Origin of the sequence: Kitasatospora sp. NPDC001261, from assembly GCF_042896795.1 — a bacterium.
Classification (GTDB): domain Bacteria; phylum Actinomycetota; class Actinomycetes; order Streptomycetales; family Streptomycetaceae; genus Kitasatospora.
The window spans coordinates 304,207-328,722 of the sequence record NZ_JBIAXP010000003.1 but is presented as its reverse complement, the minus strand read 5'-3'; the positions used below and the strand labels follow the sequence as shown (position 1 = coordinate 328,722).

Below are 24,516 nucleotides of genomic sequence, written 5' to 3'. Positions count from 1 at the left end.
ATCCGGGCCGCCCGCGCCGTTCATGAACTCTATGAACGCAAACGTGACCTCCGTCACCTCGGAGCCCATAGTCAGAGCGGCCCATCCCCCCGGGGCCACCAGGACTGCACGGCAAGGGAGCCGCAGATGTCGATCACTGGAGCCGCCGCGGCGGCGGGACCCAGACGCAAGGACCGGACCCACTACCTCTACATCGCCGTGATCGCCGCGGTGGTCGCGGGTGTGGTGGTCGGCCTGGCCGCCCCCGGTTTCGCCGTGGAGCTGAAGCCGATCGGCACGGGCTTCGTCAACCTGATCAAGATGATGATCAGCCCGGTGATCTTCTGCACCATCGTCCTGGGCATCGGCTCGGTGACCAAGGCCGCGAAGGTCGGCAAGGTCGGCGGCCTCGCCCTCGGCTACTTCCTCGCCATGTCGACCGTCGCGCTGGCCATCGGCATGGTCGTCGGCAACCTGCTGGAGCCCGGCGGCGGCCTGCACCTGACCGCCGCGCTCGCCAAGTCCGGCCACGCCCAGGCGGCCGCCGGCGGCGCCCAGTCGACCGCCGACTTCCTGCTCGGGATGATCCCCGAGACGCTGTTCTCCGCCCTGACCCAGGGCAAGGTGCTCCAGACCCTGCTGGTCGCCCTGCTCACCGGCTTCGCCCTCCAGGCGATGGGCCCGGCCGGCGCGCCGGTGCTGCGCGGGATCGAGCACGTGCAGCGGCTGGTCTTCCGGGTCATGTCGATGATCATGTGGGTCGCGCCAGTCGGCGCCTTCGGCGCGATGGCCGCCGTGGTCGGCGCCACCGGCACCGCCGCGCTGAAGAGCCTGGCCGTCATCATGATCGGCTTCTACGTCACCTGCGTGCTCTTCGTCGTCGTGGTGCTGGGCACGCTGCTGCGCCTGGTCGCCGGGGTCAACGTGTTCGCGCTGCTGAAGTACCTCGGCCGCGAGTTCCTGCTGATCCTCTCCACCTCCTCCTCCGAGAGCGCGCTGCCCCGCCTGATCGCCAAGATGGAGCACCTGGGCGTCAGCCGCCCGGTCGTCGGCATCACCGTGCCGACCGGCTACAGCTTCAACCTCGACGGCACCGCCATCTACCTGACCATGTCGTCGATCTTCATCTCCGAGGCGATGGACAAGCCGATGTCGCTCGGCGAACAGCTCTCGCTGCTGGTCTTCATGGTGATCGCGAGCAAGGGCGCGGCCGGGGTCACCGGCGCCGGCCTGGCCACCCTCGCGGGCGGGCTTCAGTCGCACAAGCCCGCGCTGGTGGACGGGGTCGGCCTGATCGTCGGCATCGACCGCTTCATGTCGGAGGCCCGCGCGCTCACCAACTTCGCGGGCAACGCCGTCGCGACCGTGCTGATCGGGCACTGGACCGGCGAGATCGACGCCGAGCGCGCCCGGCGGGTGCTGGCCGGTGAGCTGCCGTTCGACGAGCTGACGCTGGTCGACTCGCACGGTGCGGCCTCCGGTCCCGCCGCCGCGTCGGACGGCCCCACGGCCGACGCCCCCGAGGCCACTCCCGAGACCGCCCCCGAGACCGCCCCCGAGGCTGTCCCCACCCGGGGCACCGCCACCCAGGGCGCGACCACGGCCGGGGTCTGACCCCGGCAGCGACCCCCGCACTCCCCCGGTCCGGCGCCCCCACCAACCCCCGGAAACGGCGCCGGACCGGGGGTCCTCGTTTTCCCGTCCGGCCGACGTTCCCGGTCGGGCCCGAACAGGTACCCGGCCCGCTCGTCACAGGTCCTGCGAGCCGCTGACCACCCAGGACACCCCGCCGACCGGGTCCTCCAGCACGACGTGCAGATGGTGCAGCCCGGCCGACGGCTCCTGCCAGGTGAAACAGCGCATCCGGTCCACCAGCGCGTTCACCTCGCCCCGGTCCACCCCGCCTGCCCCGTCCGGACCGTCCGGACCATCCAGGCCGTCCAGGCCGTCCAGGCCGTCCAGGCCGTCCAGGCCGTCCGCCCCGGTCATCGCGGCCAGCGCCCGCCACACCCCCAGCCTCCCGTGCGCGCAGCCCCGCGCCCGCTCCAGGGCGGCGGACCGCACCAGCGCCGGGTAGACGAGCGCGAACGGCAGGTACCCGCCGACCACCCGCCGGTCGCGGGCCAGCAGGGCGGCCGCCGCCGGGGCCTGGCCACGCACGCAGGCCGTCTCCGCCCACGGCGCGAGCGCGCCCAGCCCCTCCAGGGCCCGGGTGACCGGTGGCCCGTCCGGCCGTCCGGCCGACCGCGCCACCGGGGGCAGCTCCACCTCGCCCAGGCCCTCCCGGCTGGCCGGCAGGGTCAGCAGCGCACTGCGCGCGCCCCCGCCGGGCAGGTACTCGCGTACCCGGGCCGCCTCGTCCCAGCCCGCCGCCTCCCACGGCTCCAGGCGCAGCGGCACGCCCTCCGGGTCGGGCTCGGCCCCGTACGAGAGGTCCTCGCCGAGCAGCGCCCGGGTGTGCGCGACCAGCCGTCGCACCGGGACCGGACCGAGCAGCGGGGCCAGCCGCAGCCAGGAGTGCCGGGTCGCCAGCACCTCCCAGAGCGGGCCGGCGTCGTGGTCGGCCACTCCGGCGGACGTCCCCGCGCCGCCGTCCCGGTCGAACAGCCGGACGGCCAGCTCGGGCGGCGCCGCGTAGGCGATCAGGTGGCCGAGCGGCGCGGTCAGCACGGCCGCGGCCTCCTCGCCCGCCTCCGCCACGGCGGCCGCGCGGCCCTGCCGGTAGGCGGCGAGCAGCTCGGGCCAGCGGCCGTCCTCGGCCAGTGCGCGCAGGCGGCCGTGCTGGTGGATGATCACGATTCGCAGGGTACGGGCCGGGGCGGCGCATCAGCTGACTTGCCGTCAGCTCGGTGCGTCGGGGCGGCGCTCGTACGCCCGCCGCCACCGCACACCTCCGCACCCTCAGCTCCGCTCGTGCTCCCGCTCGCGCTCCTGTTCGCACCCCCGCTCCTGCTCGCGTTCGCACCCCGCCTCCCGCTCGCGTTCGCGTTCCCGCTGGAGAACGGCGCGCAGTCGGCCGTGGGCGCGGCGCCGGGTGACGGCCAGCGTGCTGCGGTGCAGCCCGAGCAGCTCGGCGGCCTCGTCGACGCTGTAGCCGTCGAGGTCCACCAGCGCCACCGCGCGGGCCTGCTTGACGGTCAGGAAGCCCAGCAGGCGGACCACCTCCCAGCGCGCCTGCAACTCGGCCATCCCGCCGGACCGGGGGTCGGACTCCCCCCGGTCCCGCTCGACGGCGTCGCCCACCTCCGGCACCTCGGGCATCGACACCCGCCGGCGCTCCCGGCGCCACTGGTCGCGCAGGATGTTCACCATCGTGGTGAACGCGTAGGCGTACGGCTGCGGATGACCGAGGAAGCGCTCCGGCCGGCGGGCGATCCGCAGGTACGCCTCGTGGACGACGTCCCCGGCGCCGACCGGACCGCCGGCGAGGGAGGCCGCCGCCTGCTGGAGTCTGGGCAGGAGATCCGTGAACACTCGGTTGAATTCGGCCGATTGACCGCTACTCCCACTCGGACCGAAGCCCTCTTCCCGTCCGCCGCCCGCATTTCGACCGCTGCAATCCACCATGCCGCTCTCCCCGGAAATCGGCACCCCGAGCACCCGGTCCGCCCTGGCCACAGGGGTCTTGAGCCGACCGAATGACTTGTGACACAGGTCACATCATAGTTCGTCGTCTCACTGTGCGCAGTCATTCGTGTGCACCATGTCACCAACCGCACAGGAAGCGGGACTTCACCTCCGCGCGGACACCCCGGCGACCGGGGACGGCTCCGCCCGACGAGAACCCCTGAGCAAGGAGAACCACCGTGCGAGGTTGCATCGCCAGGAAGATCGCCACGTTCGGGCTGGCCGCCACGGCCGCCCTCGGCGTGCTCGGGACCACCGCCCTGCCGGCCGCCGCGGCGACGGTCCGGACCCAGGCCATCACCCCCGAGACCGACACGGACTGGAACACCGTCGAGACCGCGACCTACCGCTGCGTCATCACCGCCGACTACGGCTGGCGCTGGGAGGGGACCTGCAACGTCTACTCCGGACGACTGCGCACCATCACCTACTGTGCCGACGGCTCGTCGAGCACCGGCCTGTGGATCGGCGCGCGGCCGCAGGCCTGGGCGGTCTGGGGCAACTGCCCCGGGTCGAGCTGGACCCGGATCGTGTTCCAGTGGCACAGCTGAACCGCCGGACCCGGAACCGCTGAGAGTCGACGGGTGACAGGTGACAGCTGACAGATTTCGAAATCTGTCAGCTGTCATCTGTTAGTTGTGAGGTGTCAGCTGTCATCCGCACGCCGTCCGCCCGCCGACACCTCCCGCCGCCGCCTCAGCCCACCGGAGAGACGTCCGCAAGCAGCCGGGCGGCGTGCACCCGGCCCGCGTGCTCGACCAGGTTGATCAGCACCTCCTTGCCCGAGGCCCGGTGGCGCGCATCGCACAACAGCACCGGCGTACCCGCGTCCAGGTCCAGCGCGCGGGCGACCTCCTCCGGCCTGAACTCCCGTGTCCCGGCGAAACGGTTCACCGCGACCACGAAGGGGATGCCCCGGTGCTCGAAGAAGTCGACGGCCGGGAAGCAGTCGGTCAGCCGGCGGGTGTCGGCGAGCACCACCGCACCGAGCGCCCCCTGGGCCAGCTCGTCCCAGAGGAACCAGAACCGGTCCTGCCCCGGGGTGCCGAACAGGTAGACCGCCAGCCCCTCCCGGATGGTGATCCGACCGAAGTCCATCGCCACCGTGGTCGTCGACTTGCGCTCCACGCCGTCGAGGTCGTCCACCTCCCGCCCGGCCTCGGTCAGCCGCTCCTCGGTGCGCAGCGGCCGGATCTCGCTGACCGCGCCGACCAGCGTCGTCTTGCCGACCCCGAAGCCGCCCGCCACCAGGATCTTGAGCGCCAGCACGGCGTCGTCGGGATCCTCGGCATCGAACGGGTCCGACCCGGCGTACGGACCGGACCGGCCGTACGGATCGGACGGATCGGACGGGGCGGACGATACCGACGGATCAGGCAGGTCGGACGGGTGGTCAGAGTGCACGGAGTCCACGGATGACCTCCTGGAGGATGCGCTCGTCGGGGAGCAGGGCGGGTGGGACGGGACGGCGGACCCGGATGAGCCCGGCCGCCAGCAGGTCGCCGAGCAGCACCCGCACGACGCCCACCGGCAGGTCGAGCTCGGCGGCCAGCTCGGCCACGGACAGCGGGGTGCCCCGGCACAGCGCGAGGATGCGCGCCTGTTCCGGGCCGACCGGCGGCTCGGGCGCGTCCGGTACGAGCGCCGGGTCGGGGAGTTCGGCGACCACCACGGCGATCAGGTCGAAGCGCTGCTCCCCGGCCCCGGTGCGCCCCCTGGTCATCGCGTACGGGCGGACCAGCGGCCCGGCGTCGTCGTCGTACCAGCGGGCCCGGTGGGCGGCCGCGAGCGGATTGCGGGGGTGACCGTCGGGTTCGGCCCTCGGGTGCTCGGGATGTCGCCCCCGGTACGGGTGGGGCACCGGACTCACCGGCCGCCCACCGTCCGCGGCGGGGCGCTCAGGTGCTCCCCGACCCGGCGGACCAGCCTGGCCATCTCGTAGGCGACCAGGCCGAGGTCGGCCCGGGCCGTGGTGAACACGGCGAGGCAGGTGCCCTCCCCGGCCGCCGCGACCAGCAGGTAGCCGCCCTCCAACTCGACCATGGTCTGGCGGACTTCGCCGGCGCCGAAGTGCCGGCCGGCGCCCTTGGCCAGGCTGTGGAAGCCGGAGGCGACGGCCGCCAGATGCTCCCCGTCCTCCCGCGCCAGACCGGCCGAGGTGCCCATGGCCAGTCCGTCGGCGGAGAGCATCACGGCGAAGCGGAGCTCGGGGGCGCGCTGGACCAGCTCGTCGAGGAGCCAGTTCAGCTCCCCCGCGCGGTGGGTGGTGGCGATCACGGACGCTCTCCTTCGGGTCGGGACGGGGGTTGGGGGTGGCGCGCCCGCGGCGGCCGCGGAGCGTCGGCGGGCTGCCCGTCCCGCCGAACCTCCGGGTGCAGACCGCGCGCCCATCCGTTCTGGAAGGCCGACATCGCCGCCCGCGCCTCCTCCGGGCTGCGGCCCGCGGCGCCGAAGCCGTCGCCGGACCCGGCCGAGGCCACGGCTGCAGTGGCGGCGGCCGTACGACGACTGTGCGCGGTCGGACGGGCCGGGCCCTCGCGCAGCTGCGGTGCGAGGCTCGCCTGGCGGGTCCGGCGCGGCAACTCCTCGGGGCCCGAGTCGACTTGGGGGCCGTCCGGTCGATGGCCGTCCGGTCGTTGACCATCTGGACGGGGACCGCGCAAGCCAGGTCCGGGCACCGGCTCCGAACGGCGTTCCGTACGGTACGGCTCCGCACCGTACGGCTGCGGCGGCCCGGACTGCGGACGGGCGGCCGCACCCGCGCCCCCGTCCGCAGCCGGACCGGCCACCCGGGCACCGGAGGCCCGGTAGGGGGTACGGCGCACCGGCCCGGGGTCACTGCCCCGGGCACCGAACGGCAGCAGCGCCCCACCCTCCGGCGGCGGCCCACCCGCCGCCGGAAGCCCGTCACTTGCCCTGTCCCGCGGGTGCTCCCGGCGCCTCGGATCGCCGCTCAGGGCGCCACCCGGGACACCGCTGGGACCGCCCGTCGGCTCCCCCGCGTGACCGTGCACCGGCGTGAACTCCCGCTCCGGGCCACCGTGCTGTGCCCGCTCGGCGAACACCGGCTCCGTCGGTCCCGCCCCGACCACCACGCCGCCCGGCGCCGCCGCGCGCGGCAGGGGCGGCACCGGCTCGAAGCCGTACCGCGCCTCCGCCGCCCCCATCTCCGCCTCCACTTCGGCCGTATCGTCGGCCGTCTCGTCGGCCAGCAGCGTGGTCGGCAGCAGGACCACCGCCGTGGTGCCGCCGTACGCGGAGGTCACCAGCGAGACCTTGACGTCCTGCCGCCGGGCGAGCCGGCTGACCACGAACAGGCCGAGCCGGTCGCTGTCGAAGAGGTCGCTCTGCTCGGCGGCGGCGATCCGGCGGTTGGCCGAGGCCAGCACCTCCGGGCCCATGCCGAGGCCGCGGTCCTCGATCTCCAACGCGAAGCCGTTGCCGACCCGTTCGCCCCGGATGTGCACCCGGGTGTGCGGCGGGGAGAACCCGGTGGCGTTCTCGACGAGTTCGGCCACCAGGTGGGTGAGGTCGGCGACGGCGTGGCCGACCACCGCGGCCCGTGGCAGCGGGTGGACCTCGACCCGGGCGTACTCCTCGACCTCCGAGACGGCCGCGCGCACCACGTCCACCAGCGGGACGGGCCGACGCCAACCCCGCCCGGGAGCGGCCCCGGAGAGGATGATCAGGCCCTCGGCGTGGCGGCGCATCCGGGTGGTGAGGTGGTCCAAGCGGAACAGGTCGGCCAGCTCGGACGGGTCGTCGGTGCGGCGCTCCATCGCGTCCAGCAGGGTGAGTTGGCGGTGCACCAGGACCTGGCTGCGGCGCGCGAGGTTGACGAACACACCGGAGACCCCGGAGAGCACCTCGGCCCGCTCGACCGCCGCCGTGACGGCCGCCCGCTGGACGGTGCCCAGCGCCCGCTGCACCTGGCCGATCTCGTCGCCCCGCCCCACCGGCCGGGGCGCCTCGGCCTCGATGTCCACCTCCTCCCCCGCACGCAACTTCCGTATGGTCGCCGGGAGTTTGCGCCCGGCCAGCTCAAGTGCCGAGTTGCGCAGGCCGATCAGATCGGTGACCAGCCCGCGCCCGATCTGCACCGAGATCACCAACGAGGCCACCACGCCGACCAGTCCGAGCAGCACTGCCATCCCCGCCGGGGTGAACAGACCCAGGGCGTACGGGTCCTGGCGCTCGGCGGCGAGCCGTCCGGCCTGGTCCTCGAAGGTCCGCAGGCCGCCGGCCACATTGCCCGCGACCATCGCCCACCGGTCGGCCGGCACCGCCGCGACCGCCGTCCGGCCGTCGGCGGCCGTCCGCACCCTGTCCTCGTACCCGGCCAGCTCGCGGTGGTCCTGGCCACCGGTGACGGCGAGCAGCGCCGCCCGGTCGGCGGGGCGCAGCTCGGCGGCGGCGCCTCGCTCGAACTCGCGCCGGGCGAAGGCCGCGCCGGCGAACTCCCGCAGCTGGTCGTCGCCGAGCCCGCCGGACAGCTGGGCGGCGCGCAGCAGGGCGTCCTCCCGGGCGAGCAGTTCCCGGGACCGGGCCAGCTCCAGCAGCACCCGCGCGTCGGCGGCCACCTGGCGGTCCTGGAGCGGCGCGACGGCACCGGCGGCGGCGAGCGCCCGGTCCACCGCCTCGCCGTACGCGGCGTACGCCTCGGGCCAGCCGACGCTCCTGGCCAGGACCCGGTCGCGCAGGACCGGCAGGGCGGCGAGGGAGCCGCCGAGCGCGTCCAGTCGGGCGGCCGCGTCCCCGCCCAGGCCCTGGGCATCGGCACGGTTGTAGCCCCGGTCGGGGCGGCGGGGGTCCGGGAACAGCGGAGTGAGCGCCCGGTCGGTGGCCGCCGCCGCCTCGCGCAGGGCGCTCTCCCGGACGGCGCTGGGGGCGGCCACCGGGGCGGCCAGCAGCTGACCGACGGCCGTGCGTTCGGCTTGCAGCCCGGCGACCGTCTCCGCGACCGGCGTGAGCAGCGTGCGCTGGGCGTCGCGCTGGCGCATCAGGCCCCAGACGCCCTGGGCGGTGGTGACGGTGGCGAACCCCCACAGGGCAATGACGGAGACGACCGGAACCATCAGCAGGGCGATGATCCGGGCGCGGACGGTCCGGGGGCGCAGGCCGCGCAGCCACGGGCCGGGCCGCGGTGGACGGGCGGGCGGCCCGGCATGGGCACCCCGACGGGCACCGGGGGCGGTACCGCGGTCTTCTCGCATGGGTGAGGAGCCTTTCGGGCAGGGAGAGGCTGGAGGACGGAGGCAGGTGGGCGGGGGCAGGCGGGCGGGGGCTGGAGGGGGCGCGGCTCAGGCGGCGCGGCCGTGCCGTTCGCCGTCGCGCCCCTCGCCGCCGCGCCGCCCGGCCTCGGCCGGGGCGAGCTCCTGCCGGGCGGGCTCGGGGTACGGGGGCTCGGGGTACGGGGGCCCGGCGGGGAGCTCCTCGGTGGCCAACTCGCCGGCTTCCCGGTAGCCGGCCCGCTCCTGGGCGGTCGGCGAGAGCGCGACGAAGGCCGAGGCGAGGAAGAGGAACGAGCCGAGACCGACGGCGAGCGGGAAGACGAACTCCATCGGGCTGACCCCGCCGAGGCCGGTCCGGGTCGGTTCCAACCGGACGTGGACGGCGGCCATGCCGGTGTAGTGCATGCAGCTGACGGCGAGGCCCATGGCCATCGCGGCGGCCGCGGCCGCGTACACGTTGCGGATGGTGACGGCGGCCCAGAGCGCGGCGGTGGCGGCGCCGACCGCGACCAGCACGGACAGCGCGACCGTCCCGGCGTCGTAGTGCAGCCCGCCGTGCATCCGGAGGGCGGCCATGCCCAGGTAGTGCATCGCGGCGACGCCGAGACCGGTGGTGACGCCGCCGGACAGCAGGGAGAGGCCGCGGTGCCGGCCGTAGCAGACCACGGTCAGGCCGAGGCCGGTGACCAGCACCGCGACCACGAGGCTGAGGACGGTCAGCGGCACGTTGTAGCGCAGCTCGGTGCCGTCGACGGTGAAGCCGAACATGGCGACGAAGTGCATGGTCCAGATCCCGGAGCCGATCGCGGCGGCGGCCGTGACCAGCCAGTTCCGCCGGGCCGGGCCGCTCGCGGCCAGGCCGCGCAGCGTGCAGCGCAGCCCGAGGGCCGCGCCGGCGCAGGCCATCAGGTACGAGAGGGCGGGGGTCAGCCAGCCGAAGCTGAGGTGGTTGATGGTGCCCATGGGACCTCCGGTCGACCGGTCGGGCCCGGAGGCGGTACGCGGTGCGCCCGGGCTCCCCGGGCCGGGCGGACTGCATACGAAGGCATATGCCAACCGCATGTGCGCTTCCGGCCTGGGGTGCGTGGGACGCTATCGAGGGGCCGGAATCGGTCAGACAAAGATCTGAAAAGCTGCCCGCGAGGCCCGGGTGATGTGTTCGAATGCTCCGGTCGTCTGCCCAGCGGACGGCGCACAGATGACAACAGACAGATAACAGAGTTTGAAATCTGTCATCTGTCCGCTGTCTGTTGTTCGTTGTTCGCTGTTCGTTGTTCGCTGAACCCCGTCAGCTGTCAGCCGTCACCCGGATCCGCATCGGACTCGCCGCCCGCAGCGTGATCCCCTGGGCGAGCGCCACCCTCCGGTCCACCGCCTCCACCTCGAAGTCCCGCAGCAGCACCCCCAGCGCCAGCACCGCCTCCAGCATCGAGAAGTGCTGCCCGATGCAGGCCCGCGGCCCGCCCCCGAACGGGAACCAGGCGTAGCGGTGCCGGGCCCGCTCCGCCTCCGGCAGGAAGCGGTCCGGGTCGAAGCGCTCCGGATCCTCCCAGTGGTCCGGGTGCCGGTGGGTGACCAGCGGCGCGACGACGACCTGCGCCCCCGCCGGGATCACGTACCCGTCGATGACGGTCTCCTCGACCGCCCGCCGCCCGCCCAGGGCCGCCGACGGATAGAGCCGCATCGCCTCCTTCAGCACCCGGGTGATGTACGGGAGCGCGTCCAGGTCCGCCGCCGTCGGCGCGCGCCCAGCCAGGACGGTCCGCGCCTCCTCGCGGGCGAGCCGCCGCTGCTCGGGGTGCTTGGCCAGCAGGTGCAGCGCGAAGGCCAGCGCGGTGGCCGTGGTCTCGTGCCCGGCGAGCAGGAACACCAGGACCTGGTCCCGGAGTTCGGCCGGGTCCAGCCGCTCTCCGTGGTCGTCGCGGGCCCGGCCGAGCAGGGTGAGCAGGTCGTCCGCGCCCTCGTCGCCGCCGCCCCGCGCGGCCCGTTCGGCGATGATCCGGTCGCAGACCCCGTACAGCGCCCGCTGGGCCTCGGCACCGCGCCGGTTGGCCGGCGTCGGCCAGGTGCGCGGGAGGCGGACCGGGGCGTAGCCGCGCTCCTTCACGTACTCGCCGAGCACCGGGAAGCTGCGGTGGACCACCGCTATCGCCTCCTCCACGTCGGCGCCGAAGAGGATGCGCGCGACCGCCCGCAGCGCGAACCGGGACGTCTCGTCCGCCGCGTCCACCACCCCGCCGGGCACCGCCCGCCACCGCTCGGCGAGCGACTGCGCCTCCTGCGCGAGCGCGTCCGCGTAGCCGTCCACCCGGCGCCGGGTGAACAGCGGCTGCACCATCCGGCGTTGGCGCTGGTACTCGGCGTCCTGACTGGTCAGCAGCCCGTTGCCGACGCTGCTCCGGAGCTCGTCGTAGAACGGGTCCTCCTTGCGGAAGTTGGCCGCCTCGCCCGCCAGCACCTGGCGGACGCCCTCCGGCGAGAACACCCCGTAGAAGTCGGCCCGCAGCCCGGGCGGCCCGGCCTGGAAGCGCACCACGTCGCCGTGGTCGCGGCGGGCCGCGAGGTAGCTGCGCAGCGGGCGGCGGGTGAGGTCGAACAGCGATCCGACCAGCGGGTTCCCGGCCGGCACGGGTATCGCGGAGGTGGGGGCGGGCACGAGGCCGGGGTCGGGAACGGGGAGGACTTCGGTGGCCATCGGCACTCCTTCTGTACGGGGACTCACCCGCCGCCTCTACCGACGGGCGGTCAGCACCGAGAGGAGCCGCACCCGGACCGGTCGGCCGGGCCGACCTGCCCGGCCACCGGATCCGGGCCCGTCTCACTCGTACTCGGTGCCCCCCTTGCGGGTCAGGTAAGCCTCGCTGACCACCTTGGCGATCGCCCGCCCGCCGAGCACCGGGCTCCAGCGCTCGGTGACCGGCCGCACCACCACGCCCTCGCGCAGGTGCAGTTCACGCCCGGAGACGGTCTCCCGGCCTCGGGCGAACCCCAGCACGGTCTCCGGATCGAACGGTCCGCGCCACAGCTCGGGCACCAACGGCAGTTCCCCGTCCAGCAGTACGTCTGCCGAAAGCCAGTTCAGCTGCCCGTCCACGACGGCCGACACGTCGAACGCGGCGTATCCGGGCCGCTCGGTGCGCGCCGAGGCGCCGTAGCCCAGGTCCTGCACGCCCTCACCGAAGACCTCGCCGAAGATGCCGACCCGCTCGGCCCCGAGGCGCTCCGCCAGCCGGGCCGCCACCGCCGGGATGTCGTACGCGCGCACCGCCCGCCAGTAGAGGTTGCGCGCGTCCTCGGCCAGCGCCAGCCCCTGCGCACCGATGCCCTTGGACGACACCCGCACCTCGCCAGTGACGGCGGTGTACGTGACCAGGCAGCAGCTGCCGTGCAGCTTCTCGGTCAGCACGACCGGCTCGCCCGGCGCGAAGGCCTCGGGGTAGCGCTTGAGGTTCTCGATGTCCACCCAGGGCAGCAGGTCCGGCGCGCTGACCACGTCACCGCTCATCGACGTCGGCACCGGCGGCTGCCACTTGACGACCCCGAGCAGCTCGGCGAAGTCCTCGCCGCGCTCGGCCGCGGCGGCCAGGTCGGTGCCGGCGAGCGCGGCGGGCCGGCAGACGACGCCCTGGGACAGCTCGCCGCGCAGCCGTACCGCCTTCACCCGGTTCGCCCGGGCGCCGGCCAGCTTGCCGGTCAGACCCAGCTCCTCGATCAACTCCTCGGGGAGGACGGACTGTTCGGGGATGTAGACGGCGTGGTCCCCGGTCCGGTACGCGCCTTTCGCGACCACCGCCCGGTAGAGGCCGACCTGGGCGAGCTCCAGGGCATCGGCGTTCGGGTGCTCCAGGATGACCAGCTTCTCGGCGGTGACGCGCAGCGTGGACATGGACGGACTCCTCCCCTTGGTTCGGCCCCGGCCGTGTGTCCGACCGGCCCGGCCGTCTGTACGGACGGCGACCACTCTGGCCGTTCGACCACCCACGGCGCGACGCAATTACCGCGCGCCCCTCGCCAGCGCCCACACCGGCCCACCGTCCCCACCAACCTGACCGCCTCACCGTCCTCACCGCCTCACCGTCCTCACCGCGCCCCGCGAGTCCCGGTTGAGCCATCCCACAGCAGCCCCGAGACCCGCCCGGCCCCCAGCTGTGCGAACCGACAGGGGATTTATCGCTCGCATATGCGGCACTATGATCGCCGTAATGGCCGCACCTGCGGCTCGTCCCTCGCGCCCCTCCCGGCGCGCACCCTGGAGGGGAAGCACCGATGAGCACCCGTACGCCCACCGCCCGCAGGCTCGCCGTCGCCACCGCCGCGGTCCTCGTCCTCGGGCTCGGAGTCAGCGCCTGCGGCAGCGACGGCGGCAAGTCCTCCGGTTCCTCGGCCTCTTCGAGCACCTCCGCGAACGCCTCCGCCGCGGGCAGCAGCGTCCCGAAGGCCTCCGGCACCATCACCGTCTTCGCCGCCGCCTCGCTCAAGGAGACCTTCACCGAGCTCGGCAAGAAGTTCGAGGCCGCCAACCCGGGCGCCAAGGTCACCTTCAACTTCGGCGGCAGCTCCAGCCTCGCCACCAGCATCAACTCCGGTGCCCCGGCGGACGTGTTCGCCGCCGCCAGCCCGGCCACCATGAAGACCGTGACGGACGCGGGCGGTGCCAGCGGGCAGCCGACGACCTTCGTCCGGAACACGCTCACCATCGCCGTCCCCAAGGGCAACCCCAAGCACATCGCGGGCCTCAAGGACCTCACCGCCTCCGGCGTGAAGGTCGCGCTGTGCGCGAAGGAGGTGCCGTGCGGCGCCGCCGCCCAGACCGCGCTCAAGGCGGCGGGCGTCGACCTCACCCCGGTCACCCTGGAGCAGGACGTCAAGGGCGCGCTCACCAAGGTCGAACTCGGCGAGGTCGACGCGTCCCTGGTGTACCGGACCGATGTGCAGGCCGATGCTGCGAAGATCGACGGCGTGGACTTCCCCGAGGCCGACAAGGCCGTGAACGACTACCCGATCGCCGCACTCGCCAAGGCGCCGAACAAGGACGGCGCCGCGGCCTTCGTCGCGTACGTCCAGTCGCCCGAGGCCAAGCAGGTGCTGACCGCGGCGGGCTTCCAGGCACCGTGAGCGAGCGCACCACCGGCCCCGGGGACGGCTCCGGACGCGACTCCGGTCGGAACCGCACCGTCGGCGGCGGCGCGGCGGAAGCCGAGAAGGCCCTGCCGCGCCGCGACCCACGAAACCGCGACCCACGAAGTCGCGCCCCGCGAAACCGACGCCCGCGGACGCACCGCGCCCCGGTCGCCCTGCTGCTCCCGGCGCTGCTCGGGTTGGCGTTCCTGGTCCTGCCGCTGGTCGGCCTGCTGATCCGGGCGCCCTGGAGCGACCTGTCCGAGCAGCTCACCAGCACCGCCGTCTGGGACGCGCTGCGCCTGTCGCTGATCAGCGCGACCGCGGCCACCGCCGTGTCGCTGGTCCTGGGCGTCCCGCTGGCCTGGCTGCTCGCCCGCACCGAGCTGCCGGGCCGGCGGGTGATCCGGGCGCTGGTCACCCTGCCGCTGGTGCTGCCGCCGGTGGTCGGCGGTGTGGCGCTGCTGCTGGTGCTCGGGCGGCGCGGCATCGTCGGCTCCTGGCTGGACTCGGCCTTCGGCATCACGCTGCCGTTCACCACCACCGGGGTCGTGATCGCCGAGGCGTTCGTGGCGATGCCGTTCCTGGTGATCAGCGTCGAGGGCGCGCTGCGGGCCGCCAACCCCCGCTACGAGGAGGCCGCCGCGACCCTGGGCGCCTCCCGGCTGACCGCGTTCCGGCGGGTCACCCTGCCGCTGATCGCGCCGGGGATCGCCGCCGGGGCCGTCCTGGCCTGGGCCCGGGCGCTCGGCGAGTTCGGTGCGACGATCACCTTCGCGGGCAACTTCCCGGGCCGCACCCAGACCATGCCGCTGGCCGTCTACCTGGCCATGGAGTCGGACCCGCAGGCGGCGATCGCGCTGTCGCTGGTGCTGCTGGTGGTCTCCGTCGCCGTCCTGGTCGGCCTGCGTGACCGCTGGCTGTCGACGCCGTGACCCCGCCCGCCCGCGCCGTCCCGAGCGCACACGCCATCCCGACCACCCGCACCATCCCGACCGCACGCGCCCTCCCATCCCCACCTGCCATCCCGGACACGCTGAACGCAGCAGACGCACTGGACACCTGGACGCCGCCCCGATGAGCACCGAAAGCCGCCCCGGCCCCGCCCTGGACGCCCGCCTGCGGGTCGAGCGCGCCGCGTTCGCCCTCGACCTCGCGCTGACCGCCGCCCCCGGCGAGGTGGTGGCGCTGCTCGGCCCCAACGGCGCCGGGAAGTCCACCGCCCTGCGCGCCCTCGCCGGGCTGCTCCCGCTCACCGGCGGCCACCTGCGCCTGGACGGCCGCCTCCTGGAGGACCCGGCGCAGCGCGTGCACACCCCGGCCGAGGAGCGGCCGGTCGGCGTGGTGTTCCAGGACTACCTGCTATTCCCGCACCTGAGCGCGCTCGACAACGTCGCCTTCGGCCCGCGCTGCCAGGGCCGCCCCAAGCGGGAGGCGCGGGCCGAGGCGGCCGACTGGCTGGAGCGGATGGGCCTGGCCGACCACGCCACGGTCCGCCCCGGCCGGCTCTCCGGCGGCCAGGCCCAGCGGGTGGCGCTCGCCCGAGCCCTCGCGGTACGCCCCCGGCTGCTCCTGCTGGACGAGCCGCTGGCCGCCCTGGACGCCCGCACCCAGCTCGACGTACGCGCCCAACTGCGGCGCCACCTGGCCGAGTTCGAGGCGGTGGCGGTGCTGGTGACGCACGACCCGCTGGACGCCATGGTGCTGGCCGACCGACTGGTGGTGATCGAGGACGGGCACGAGGTGCAGTCCGGCAGCCCGGCGGAGGTCGCCCGGCGCCCGCGCACCGACTACATCGCCCGGCTGGTCGGGCTGAACCTGTACCAGGGCCGGGCCGAGGGCTCCCGGGTCACGCTCCCGGACGGCACGGTGCTGGCCACCACCGAGGAGCTGGACGGTCCGGCCTTCGTCGCCTTCCCGCCCTCCGCCGTGACGCTGTACCGGGAGCGTCCGCGGACCAGCGCGCGCAACCTCTGGGAGGCCGAGGTCACCGGGCTCGACCTGCACGGCGACCAGGTCCGCGTCGAACTCGCCGGCGACCTGCCGATGGCCGCCGACCTGACCCCGGCCGCCGTCGCGGAGCTGGAGCTGGCGCCCGGCGTCGCGGTCTGGGCCTCGGTCAAGGCCGCCCAGACCCACGCCTACCCGGCCTGAGCGGCTCTTTCTGACGCGTCATCAGCTCGCGTCACTCCGAGGGCTCGACGAACCCCGACTCGTACGCCGCGATCACCGCCTGGGTGCGGTCCCGCGCCCCCAGCTTCGCCAGCACGCTGCTGACGTGCGTCTTCACCGTCTGCACGCCGAGGAACAGCCGCTCGGCGATCTCCCCGTTACTCAGGCCCCGCGCGACCAGCCGCAGCACCTCCGCCTCGCGCCCGGTCAGCGCCGCCCGCTCCATGGCGGCCCGGGCGGTCGGGTTGCCGTGCCCGGCCGCCAGCCGGCGGATCGCGGCCGGGAACAGCAGCGACTCGCCCGCCGCCACCAGCCGTACCGCGTGGGCGATCTCGGCCGGGCGGGTGCGCTTGAGCAGGAAGCCGTCGGCGCCCGCGCGCAACGCCTGGTAGACGTAGTCGTCGTTCTCGAAGGTGGTCACGACCAGGATCCTCGGCGGACGCTCCTCCGGTGCGCCGGGGCGCAGCAGCTCGCGGGTGGCCGCCAGGCCGTCCAGCACGGGCATCCGGACGTCCATCAGCACCACGTGCGGGCGCAGCGCGCGGGCCAGCGCGACCGCTTCCGCGCCGTCGGCCGCCTCGCCGACCACCCGCAGGTCCCCCTGCGCCTCCAGGACGGCCCGCAGGCCGGCCCGGACCAGTTCCTCGTCGTCGGCGAGCAGGATGTCCGTCATCCCCGCGGCTCCTCCGGCCGGGCCTCGCGTCACAGGATTGTTCGTCACGAGCCCAAGCGTAGGGGCAGCCGGACGGTCAGCACCCACTCCCCTCCGCCCTCCTGCGACACCCCCGCCGCCGCCTCCCCGCCGAGCAGCGTGGCGCGCTCGCGGATGCCGCGCAGCCCCTTGCCGCCCTTGCGCGTCGCGCCCCGGCCCGCACCGCCCGCCGGAGGCCGTACCGAGCCGGCCGAACCGGCAGGCCCGGCCGCGCCGACCGCCGAACGCCCGGCGCCGGGCAGCCGGTTGGCGCAGCGCAGCTCCAACTGCCCTTCCCGTACGGCGATCCGGATGTCGACCGGTTCGCCGGGCGCGTACTTGAGCGCGTTGGTGACGCCCTCCTGGACGATCCGGTACGACTCGCGGGAGAGCACCCCGGGCAGTGTGCCGGGTGGCACCTCCATCCGCGCCTCCACCGGGCTGCCGGCCGCCCGGGCGGTGTCGAACAGCGCGGGCAGCTGGTCGATCCCGGGCTGTTCGGTGGCCACGCCGTTCGCCCCGGCCGGGGTCTCGCGCAGCAGCACGAGGGTGCGTTCGAGGTCCTCCATGGCCTGCCGGCCGGTCTCCTCGATGACTTCGAGCGCCTTGGCGACGAAGGCCGGGTCCCCGACCTCGCGCGCCGCGCCGGCCTGAAGGACCGTCACCGTCAGTGCGTGGCCGATCGAATCGTGCAGCTCCCGGGCCAACCGGTTGCGTTCCAGCAGGCGTTCGGCCCGCAGCTCCGCCTCCGCCAGCCGCTCGGTCGGAGACGGGCCCAGCAGCCGTACGGCCATGGCGAGTTGGAGGCGCCCGGCGAGGACCAGGAACCAGCCGAAACCGAGTACCAGCAACGGGGCGAACGGGAGGTACCAGAGCGCGTCCGGACCGGTCAGCCGGTCGTAGCACGCGGCGGAGCCGAAGGAGAGCACGAACCCGGCCACCGAGCCGAGCGCGACCCGGCCGATCAGCCAACCCGCCGTCCGCCGCCGGTCGGCCCAGGTGCGGGAGGGCTCGGCGGCGATGTCCTCCTCACGGTCGGGCACCAGCAGCAGCCGCGCCTGCACCCCCTCCGCCCGCCGAGCCGCCGGGATGAGCGCGAGCGCCGCGAGCAGCACGCAGTCCACCAGTACGCTCGCCGTGAGGATCTCGCCGAGGCCCTTCCGGTACGTCCCCGGATAGATCATCAGCACCACGCCCGCGAAGATCCACCCCACCAGCAGGTGCAGCAGCCGCGCGTACGTGACGCCGGCCGCCAGCGGCGCGACGAGCCTGGACACCGCACTTCCCGGCGCGGAGCCTCCGGACACCGCGCTCGCGCCCCTCAGCGCTGCGATCTTGGACATTGCGCCATCCTGCCAGGTCGCCCCCCGTCCCCGGATCCCGCGCCGGTCGCCCGCGCCCTCCCTCCTGGGAGGGAGACGGCTCCCCGCCCCGGCGGGATCCGCCGCACCGGCCCGCTCCGGTCGAATGGAGCCACCGACCGGGGCAGCCACAACGGGCACCGGCGGAGACCACCGACGACGAGACGAGGGGAGCGGGCCGTGATCGAGATCCAGGGCCTGACCAAGGAGTACGACGGCCGGCGCGTCGTCGACGACCTGACCTTCGAGGTCCGACCCGGCGTGGTGACCGGCTTCCTCGGCCCGAACGGCGCCGGCAAGAGCACCACCATGCGCCTGGTCCTCGGCCTCGACCGGCCGACCGCCGGACACGCCCTGGTCGACGGCCGCCCGTACGCCGAACTCCCCGCCCCGCTGCGGACGGTGGGCGCGCTGCTGGACGCCCAGGCGATGCACGGCGGCCGGACCGCGCACGGCCACCTGCGCTGGCTCGCCGCGAGCAACGGGCTGCCGGCCCGCCGGGTCGACGAGGTGCTCGGCCAGGTCGGCCTGGCGGACGCGGCCGGACGGCGGATCCGGGGCTTCTCGCTCGGCATGCGCCAGCGCCTCGGGGTGGCCGCCGCCCTGCTCGGCGACCCGCCGGTGCTGCTGCTGGACGAACCCGTCAACGGCCTGGACCCGGAGGGCATCCGCTGGATCCGCACCCTGCTGCGCGACCTGGCCGCCGAGGGCCGGGCGGTGCTGGTCTCCTCTCACCTGATGACCGAAATGGCCCTCACCGCCGACCACTTGGTGGTGATCGGGCGCGGCCGACTGCTCGCCGACGCCGCCACCTCCGAGTTCATCGACCGCCACGGCCGGACCCGGATCAGGGTCCGCGCCGTCGCCCCCGCCAAGCTCGCCGCCCTGCTCGGCGGCCCCGGCCACGACCACGGACTCGACGCCACCGAAGTCGACGGCGGCGCCTGGGAGGTGAGCGGCGCCGAACCCGAGCGGATCGCCGCGCTCGCCGCCGCCAACGGGGTGGTGCTGTACGAGATCGCCGTCCAACAAGACTCGCTGGAAGAGGCGTTCATGCGGATGACCGCCGACAGCGTCGAGTACCGCGCGGAGGCCTCCGCATGACCACACCCGTTGCCGGCTCCGCGCACGTCCTGCACGTCCTGCGCGCCGAGCGGATCAAGCTCACCACCCTCCGCTCGCTCTGGATCACCCCGCTGCTCGCCCTGCTGCTGACCGCCGGGGTCACCACCGCCATCGGCGCGGCCATCGGCGGCAAGGACCACAGCATCACCGACGACCCGAGCGTCGGGGTCTTCTACGGGCTCAACTTCGGCCAGGCGGCCCTGGCCTGCTTCGGCATCCTGCTGATCGGGCAGGAGTTCAACACCCGCATGATCAACGTGTCGCTCACCGCCGTCCCGCGCCGCAACCGGCTGTACGGCGCCAAGTTGGCGCTCGGCGCGCTCGTCGGCCTCGCCGTCGGCGCCGTCGGCACGGCGGGCGCCTTCGCCGGCTACGCGGCCACCGCCCCGGGCGCCTGGGACGGGCCGGCCCTCCTGCGCAGCGCCGTCGCCGGCGTGCTCTACCAGACGCTGCTGGTGGTGCTCTGCCTCGGAGCGACCGCGCTGCTGGGCAACCTCACCGCCGCCATGGGACTGCTGGTGCCGACCGTCTTCCTGCTCTCGCCACTGCTCGGCGGAGTGCCCGGGATCCGCCGGGTCGTCCAGTTCCTGCCCGACCGGGCCGGCCAGTACGCCCTGCGGTACGCCGACGACCCGCAAGTCGCGTACGGGCACTGGACCGGGCTGCTGATCATGGCGCTCTGGACGGCGCTGGCGGCGTACGGCGGCCTGCGCGCGCTGCGCCGCATCGGCGCCAAGTGACCTCGGACGAACGGGAAACGAGAGAAAACCATGAGCACGCTCGCCGGCGCCCTACGCGCCGAACGCGTCAAGTTCACCACCCTGCCCTCGCAGTGGGCGGCCCCGCTGGTCGCCCTGGCGCTGACCGTCGGCGTCACGGCCGCCGTCAGCGCCGCCTACGGGGCGAAGGACCACACGCCCGCCCCGGACCCGGCCAACGGGATCTTCTACGGGCTGCTCTTCGGCCACGTCGCGGTGGCCTGCCTCGGCATCCTGCTGATCGGGCAGGAGTTCAACACCCGCATGATCGGCACCTCGCTCACCGCCGTCCCCCGGCGCGGCCGACTGTACGGCGCCAAGCTCGCGCTCGGCGCCGGACTGGGCCTGCTGCTCGGCCTGGCCTCGACGGCGGGCTCGTTCCTGGCCGTCGGCACCACCGTCGGCCTGGACCTCTCCACCCCGGGCCTGGCCCGCAGCTTCCTGGCCGGCGTGCTGTACCACCCGATGATGGTGCTGCTCTGCCTCGGACTGACCGCGATGCTGGGCAACTTCAGCGCCGCGCTCGGCCTACTGACCCCGATGGTGTTCCTGGGCACCACCTGGCTGGCCGCCATCCCCGGCGTCCGGGAACTCGGCCAGTTCCTGCCCGACCGGGCCGGCCTCTACGCGACGCGCACCCAGACCGAGCCGGGCATCCACTACGGCCACTGGACCGGGCTGCTGATCATGGCGCTCTGGACGGCCCTGGCGGCCTACGGCGGACTCCGGGCGATGCGGCGGTACCAGCACAGCTGACGGACGACAGCCGACAGCAAACAGCGAACAGATGACAGATTTCGAAATCTGTCATCTGTTCGCTGTTTGCTGCAAGCTGTTAGCTGTTCGCCGTCGGCCGTCGGCTGTCCGCTGTCGCCTGTCAGCCCGTCACCGCAGCGCCGGGTGCTCCGCGATCACCGTGCAGCTGCCCGGCGCGATCTCGGTGAAGCCCGCGTCCTGGACCACCGGCAGCCCGCTGCGGACGAGCTCCTCCCATGCCTCCGGCGAGGCGGTCCGGACCGCGAGCGCGAAGCCGGCCTCGGCCCACTCCTTGCGCCGCGCCTCGTCCAGCCGCCACCACGCGAGCTGGGCGGCGTGCCCGGTCTGCGCCATCGTCTTGCCCGCGCTCATCTCCAGCTCGGGGTTGAGCCACAGCACCGGCAGCCCCGGCTCGGGCGCACCGACCTCGGCCGTCTCCTCGAGGTCCGTCCCGGACACCTGGAGCTTGGCGAGTTCCTTCGGCCAGCCGTCCAGCGGGACCGGCGGGAACACCCGCACCTCGGCCTCCCGCCCGTGCACCGTGACGCCCGGCAGCTCGCCGGCCCGGCGCCACTCCCCGCCCCGGGCCCGCCGGACCACCTTGCGGATCCGGGCGTCCTCCCAGGCATCGACCCGCTCCGCCCACTCGCCGCCCGCCTCGGTCACCCGAGGGTCGGCGAGCAGGGTGAGCACCGCCCGCGCCGAGGTCTCCAGCGCGTCCGTCCGGCCCGGCGGAGTGGCCCGCTCCAGCCGGACGACCAGCGGCAGCACGTACTGCGGCCGCTCGTCGCGGTCCTCGCGCGACGGGGCGTCGCCGGGGTCGGCCACCGGAGCGGGGGCCGGGGTGAGGGGAGTCGGGGCGTCGGAAGGAGAAGTCACCCGTCCAGGATGCCAGCCCCGCCCCGACCGACTCGGCCCGCCCCGTCCGCCCCGGTGGTCACCCCGGCACTCCCGCCGGCACTGGCCCCGTCAGCGCCGGTAGCCGCGCTGCGGGTCCCGCTCCTCCGCGTCCTCGTACATCAGGAACCAGCCCTCCGGGTGGGTGGCCGCGAGCAGCATCTCGGTGCGCTGCTCCGCCGCCAGCTCCGGATCGCCCTCGTCCGGCCCGTAGACCCCGAACAGCTCGTCCTGGCAGCCGTCCCAGTCGTAGTCGTACAGGTCGGCCGGAAGGTCGCCCATCATGTCCGCCACCGACTCGGGCTGCGCACCGAGCAGCGCCCGGGCGTCCACCAGAGCCATCCGCAGCGCGATGTCCTCGGCCAGGCAGCGCGGCAGCGGCCACTCGCCGAGCGCGAGGTCGTCGGCGAGGTCGTCGAAGGCCCGGGCCATCGCGCGGCGCCAGCCCCGGTGCATCCGCCAGGTGCGTTCGGGAAGCCGGGCGAAGACCGTCCAGTCCACGTCATCGCTGTCGGCGACCGCCTCGTCGCCGTGCTCGTCGAGGTCGTCGTACGCGGCGTCGGCCAGGCCGATCAGCTGGGCGTGGAGCAGGCAGGCCGTGCGCGGGGTGAGCGTCCAGTCCGCGCCCGCGCCGCCCTCCTCCTCGTCGCCCTCCAGCGGGAACAGGTCGGCGAAGTCCGGTGTGAAGTCCTCCGTGACGCTGATCTCCAGCGTGCCGCCGATCGCCTCCACCCCGGGGATGGCGGCCACCAGCCGGTCCGGATGCAGCAGCGCGCCGAGCGCCGCGTTGGCGTCCTCGGCGACCTCGCGCAGCAGTTCGCGGCGCTGCCCGGCCGGGTCGACGCCCCCGAAGTCCAGCTCCTCGACGGCCCTGATCGCGGCCGCGCGCAGGGCCGGCCAGTCGGTGATCCGCAGGCCCAGCACCACCGTCGCCTCGATTTCCTGCGCGCCGGAGTCCTCCGCCGCGCCCGGCCCCTGTGGATGATCACTTCGCTCGCCCATGGGGCTAACGGTACGGCCTTTCGGTCGCCCGATCACCGGTCCGGACCAGCTTCCGGGAGCCTTCTCGGCCACCGCCCGGCCCCGCCGCTGTCACTCGGACGCAGGAGTTTGGCAGGATGAGCCGCATGGCTGACATCAACGAGTACGGCGGCGGGCAGGGCCCGAACGCCGACGTCCTGGTCGTGACCACCAACGACATCCCCGGTTACCGGGTCGACCACGTGATCGGCGAGGTCTTCGGGCTGACCGTTCGCAGCCGCCACGTCGGCAGCCAGATCGGTGCCGGTCTGAAGTCACTGGTCGGCGGCGAGCTGCGCGGTCTGACGAAGACCCTGGTCGAGAGCCGCAACGAGGCGATGCAGCGGCTGATCGAGCAGACCAAGGCGCGCGGCGGCAACGCCGTCCTGATGATGCGCTTCGACGTCACGGAGGCGGCCGCCGTGGGTACCGAGGTCTGCGCCTACGGCACCGCCGCGGTCATCTCCCCGGTCTCCTGACGTTCCTCCTGTGACATTCCTCTCCTGACCGGGGAACACCCGCCGACCCCCCGATGTTTCTCGGGCGTGACTGTTTACGGTGCAACGAACAGCGTTCCGGAACGGGTGGACGTCCTGGTGGTGGGCGCCGGACAGGCAGGTCTGTCCGCCGCCTACCACCTGCACCGCCGCGGCTTCGCCCGTCACCGGACGGGCGTCGACGGCGGCTTCGTCGTCCTCGACGCCAACGCCGTCCCCGGCGGTGCCTGGGCGTACCGCTCGCCGTCCCTGCGGATGGCCACCGTGCACGGCGTCCACGACCTCCCGGACGCCGAACTCCCGCCGCCGGCCCCGGACGCCCCCGCGCGCGAGGTGGTGCCGGAGTACTTCGCGGCGTACGAGGCGCAGCACGCGCTCCCGGTCGTACGCCCGGTCGCGGTGCGCGCCGTACGCGCCGAGTCCGAGCGCCCGGACTCCCGGCTGCTGGTCGAGACCGACCGCGGCACCTGGTCCACCCGCGCGCTGATCAACGCCACCGGCACCTGGACCCGCCCGTTCCTGCCGCACTACCCGGGCCGCTTCGCGGGCCGCCAGCTGCACTACGCCGAGTACCGCGGCCCCGAGGAGTTCACGGGCAAGCGGGTGCTGGTGGTGGGCGGCGGCGCCTCGGCGGTCCAGGTGCTGTCGGAGGTCGCCGCGGTCGGCGAGACGGTGTGGGTCACCCGCTCCGAGCCCGTCTACCACGACGGGCCGTTCACCCCCGAGTACGGGCGCGCGGTGGTCGCCAGGGTCGAGGAGCGGGTCCGGCAGGGGCTTCCGCCGCGCAGCGTGGTGAGCGTGACCGGGCTCGGCCCGTCCGTCGCCTACCGGCGCGCCGAGGAGCTGGGCGCGCTGCACCGCCGGCCGATGTTCGACCGCCTGACCGAGCACGGGGTCGCCTGGGGCGACGAGGAGCTGGCCGTGGACGCGATCGTCTGGGCGACCGGCTTCCGGCCCGAGGTCGGGCACCTCGCTCCGCTCGGGCTGCGCTCCCCCGGCGGCGGCATCGCGCTCACCGGCACCCGGGCCACCGCCGACCCCCGCGTCCACCTGGTCGGCTACGGCCCGTCCGCCAGCACCGTCGGCGCCAACCGGGCCGGGCGGGCGGCCGTCAACGACCTCGTCAAGCTGCTCGGGGACCCTGCGCCCGGGCGGCCGACGATCTCCGGCCCGACGATCGCGAGCCCGACGATCGCCGGCCCGACGGTCGGGAGCCCGACGCCCGGTGACCCGGTCATGGAGCCCGCCACCGTCTGAGGCTCCGCGATCGTGGTCCGGTCGGCG

23 protein-coding genes are annotated in these 24,516 nt (G+C 74.5%); 10 read left to right on the top strand and 13 right to left on the bottom strand.

Annotated features, from left to right (window positions below):
• The first annotated feature begins 126 nt into the window (after positions 1–126).
• Positions 127–1,593: a cation:dicarboxylate symporter family transporter gene (locus tag ACFY4B_RS06440; protein WP_387966693.1), complete on the top strand. Its 1,467-nt coding sequence runs from the start codon at positions 127–129 to the stop codon at positions 1,591–1,593.
• A 135-nt stretch (positions 1,594–1,728) separates the two neighbouring features.
• Here the strand turns inward: ACFY4B_RS06440 and ACFY4B_RS06435 are convergent, their stop codons facing one another.
• Positions 1,729–2,775: a hypothetical protein gene (locus ACFY4B_RS06435; protein ID WP_387966692.1), complete on the bottom strand. Its 1,047-nt coding sequence runs from the start codon at positions 2,773–2,775 to the stop codon at positions 1,729–1,731.
• A gap of 105 nt (positions 2,776–2,880) precedes the next feature.
• Positions 2,881–3,453, bottom strand: coding sequence for an RNA polymerase sigma factor (locus ACFY4B_RS06430; RefSeq protein WP_387966691.1), 573 nt, complete (start codon positions 3,451–3,453; stop codon positions 2,881–2,883).
• Positions 3,454–3,785: 332 nt separating this feature from the next.
• Here ACFY4B_RS06430 and ACFY4B_RS06425 point away from each other — a divergent pair, with 332 nt between their 5' ends.
• Positions 3,786–4,157, top strand: coding sequence for a hypothetical protein (locus tag ACFY4B_RS06425; RefSeq protein WP_117491060.1), 372 nt, complete (start codon positions 3,786–3,788; stop codon positions 4,155–4,157).
• Positions 4,158–4,302: 145 nt separating this feature from the next.
• Here ACFY4B_RS06425 and ACFY4B_RS06420 read toward each other — a convergent pair whose 3' ends face one another.
• From ACFY4B_RS06420 to ACFY4B_RS06390, 7 genes are all read right to left on the bottom strand, one after another.
• Complete coding sequence (locus ACFY4B_RS06420; RefSeq protein ID WP_049651867.1) at positions 4,303–4,875, bottom strand: ATP/GTP-binding protein; 573 nt, start codon at positions 4,873–4,875, stop codon at positions 4,303–4,305.
• A 124-nt stretch (positions 4,876–4,999) separates the two neighbouring features.
• Positions 5,000–5,347, bottom strand: a complete 348-nt coding sequence (locus ACFY4B_RS06415; RefSeq protein ID WP_049651866.1) for a DUF742 domain-containing protein — start codon at positions 5,345–5,347, stop codon at positions 5,000–5,002.
• A gap of 125 nt (positions 5,348–5,472) precedes the next feature.
• Complete coding sequence (locus ACFY4B_RS06410) at positions 5,473–5,883, bottom strand: roadblock/LC7 domain-containing protein (RefSeq protein ID WP_049651863.1); 411 nt, start codon at positions 5,881–5,883, stop codon at positions 5,473–5,475.
• On the bottom strand, positions 5,880–8,819 hold the full coding sequence (locus tag ACFY4B_RS06405) for a nitrate- and nitrite sensing domain-containing protein (RefSeq protein WP_387966690.1): 2,940 nt from the start codon (positions 8,817–8,819) through the stop codon (positions 5,880–5,882). The genes ACFY4B_RS06410 and ACFY4B_RS06405 overlap by 4 nt, the downstream gene beginning before the upstream one ends.
• 87 nt (positions 8,820–8,906) lie before the next feature.
• Positions 8,907–9,800 (bottom strand): MHYT domain-containing protein, encoded by an 894-nt coding sequence (locus tag ACFY4B_RS06400; RefSeq protein ID WP_079272445.1) that lies wholly within the window; start codon positions 9,798–9,800, stop codon positions 8,907–8,909.
• Between the two features lie 325 nt (positions 9,801–10,125).
• Positions 10,126–11,532: a cytochrome P450 gene (locus ACFY4B_RS06395; protein WP_375873388.1), complete on the bottom strand. Its 1,407-nt coding sequence runs from the start codon at positions 11,530–11,532 to the stop codon at positions 10,126–10,128.
• 123 nt (positions 11,533–11,655) lie between these two features.
• Positions 11,656–12,723, bottom strand: coding sequence for an RNA ligase (ATP) (locus ACFY4B_RS06390; protein WP_387966689.1), 1,068 nt, complete (start codon positions 12,721–12,723; stop codon positions 11,656–11,658).
• 380 nt (positions 12,724–13,103) lie between these two features.
• Between ACFY4B_RS06390 and modA the strand changes: the two genes are divergently transcribed.
• The 3 genes from modA to ACFY4B_RS06375 all read left to right on the top strand — a co-directional run bounded on the left by modA (position 13,104) and on the right by ACFY4B_RS06375 (position 16,109).
• Positions 13,104–13,952, top strand: coding sequence for a molybdate ABC transporter substrate-binding protein (modA, locus tag ACFY4B_RS06385; RefSeq protein ID WP_375873386.1), 849 nt, complete (start codon positions 13,104–13,106; stop codon positions 13,950–13,952).
• A 92-nt stretch (positions 13,953–14,044) separates the two neighbouring features.
• The gene (locus ACFY4B_RS06380; RefSeq protein ID WP_387966750.1) at positions 14,045–14,890 is read left to right on the top strand and encodes an ABC transporter permease; all 846 of its coding nucleotides are present in this window, start codon (positions 14,045–14,047) and stop codon (positions 14,888–14,890) included.
• Positions 14,891–15,032: 142 nt separating this feature from the next.
• The gene (locus ACFY4B_RS06375) at positions 15,033–16,109 is read left to right on the top strand and encodes an ABC transporter ATP-binding protein (RefSeq protein ID WP_387966688.1); all 1,077 of its coding nucleotides are present in this window, start codon (positions 15,033–15,035) and stop codon (positions 16,107–16,109) included.
• A 31-nt stretch (positions 16,110–16,140) separates the two neighbouring features.
• On the opposite strand, the gene ACFY4B_RS06370 is transcribed toward ACFY4B_RS06375, so the two are convergent.
• Together ACFY4B_RS06370 and ACFY4B_RS06365 are read right to left on the bottom strand one after the other, a co-directional pair.
• Positions 16,141–16,800 carry a response regulator gene (locus ACFY4B_RS06370; RefSeq protein ID WP_380737469.1) on the bottom strand — a complete coding sequence of 220 codons (660 nt, stop codon included), beginning with the start codon at positions 16,798–16,800 and terminating at the stop codon, positions 16,141–16,143.
• Between the two features lie 44 nt (positions 16,801–16,844).
• Positions 16,845–18,161 carry a sensor histidine kinase gene (locus tag ACFY4B_RS06365; RefSeq protein ID WP_387966687.1) on the bottom strand — a complete coding sequence of 439 codons (1,317 nt, stop codon included), beginning with the start codon at positions 18,159–18,161 and terminating at the stop codon, positions 16,845–16,847.
• A gap of 198 nt (positions 18,162–18,359) precedes the next feature.
• Here ACFY4B_RS06365 and ACFY4B_RS06360 point away from each other — a divergent pair, with 198 nt between their 5' ends.
• From ACFY4B_RS06360 to ACFY4B_RS06350, 3 genes are read left to right on the top strand one after another with little or no spacing between them, the layout of a single operon-like run.
• A complete protein-coding gene (locus tag ACFY4B_RS06360; protein ID WP_074004242.1) occupies positions 18,360–19,283 on the top strand; it encodes an ATP-binding cassette domain-containing protein in 924 nt (307 codons plus the stop codon).
• The gene (locus tag ACFY4B_RS06355) at positions 19,280–20,044 is read left to right on the top strand and encodes an ABC transporter permease (RefSeq protein WP_049649726.1); all 765 of its coding nucleotides are present in this window, start codon (positions 19,280–19,282) and stop codon (positions 20,042–20,044) included. The genes ACFY4B_RS06360 and ACFY4B_RS06355 overlap by 4 nt, the downstream gene beginning before the upstream one ends.
• Positions 20,045–20,074: 30 nt before the next feature.
• Entirely contained in the window at positions 20,075–20,818 is a 744-nt protein-coding gene (locus ACFY4B_RS06350; protein WP_375873381.1) for a hypothetical protein, read from the top strand.
• A gap of 129 nt (positions 20,819–20,947) precedes the next feature.
• On the opposite strand, the gene ACFY4B_RS06345 is transcribed toward ACFY4B_RS06350, so the two are convergent.
• A complete protein-coding gene (locus tag ACFY4B_RS06345) occupies positions 20,948–21,646 on the bottom strand; it encodes an aminoacyl-tRNA hydrolase (protein ID WP_387966749.1) in 699 nt (232 codons plus the stop codon).
• A 141-nt stretch (positions 21,647–21,787) separates the two neighbouring features.
• Positions 21,788–22,717: a hypothetical protein gene (locus ACFY4B_RS06340; RefSeq protein WP_143204631.1), complete on the bottom strand. Its 930-nt coding sequence runs from the start codon at positions 22,715–22,717 to the stop codon at positions 21,788–21,790.
• A 125-nt stretch (positions 22,718–22,842) separates the two neighbouring features.
• Between ACFY4B_RS06340 and ACFY4B_RS06335 the strand changes: the two genes are divergently transcribed.
• Positions 22,843–23,214 (top strand): YbjQ family protein, encoded by a 372-nt coding sequence (locus tag ACFY4B_RS06335; protein ID WP_049649739.1) that lies wholly within the window; start codon positions 22,843–22,845, stop codon positions 23,212–23,214.
• A 66-nt stretch (positions 23,215–23,280) separates the two neighbouring features.
• Positions 23,281–24,489, top strand: coding sequence for an NAD(P)-binding domain-containing protein (locus tag ACFY4B_RS06330; RefSeq protein ID WP_387966686.1), 1,209 nt, complete (start codon positions 23,281–23,283; stop codon positions 24,487–24,489).
• Positions 24,490–24,516: the final 27 nt, after the last annotated feature.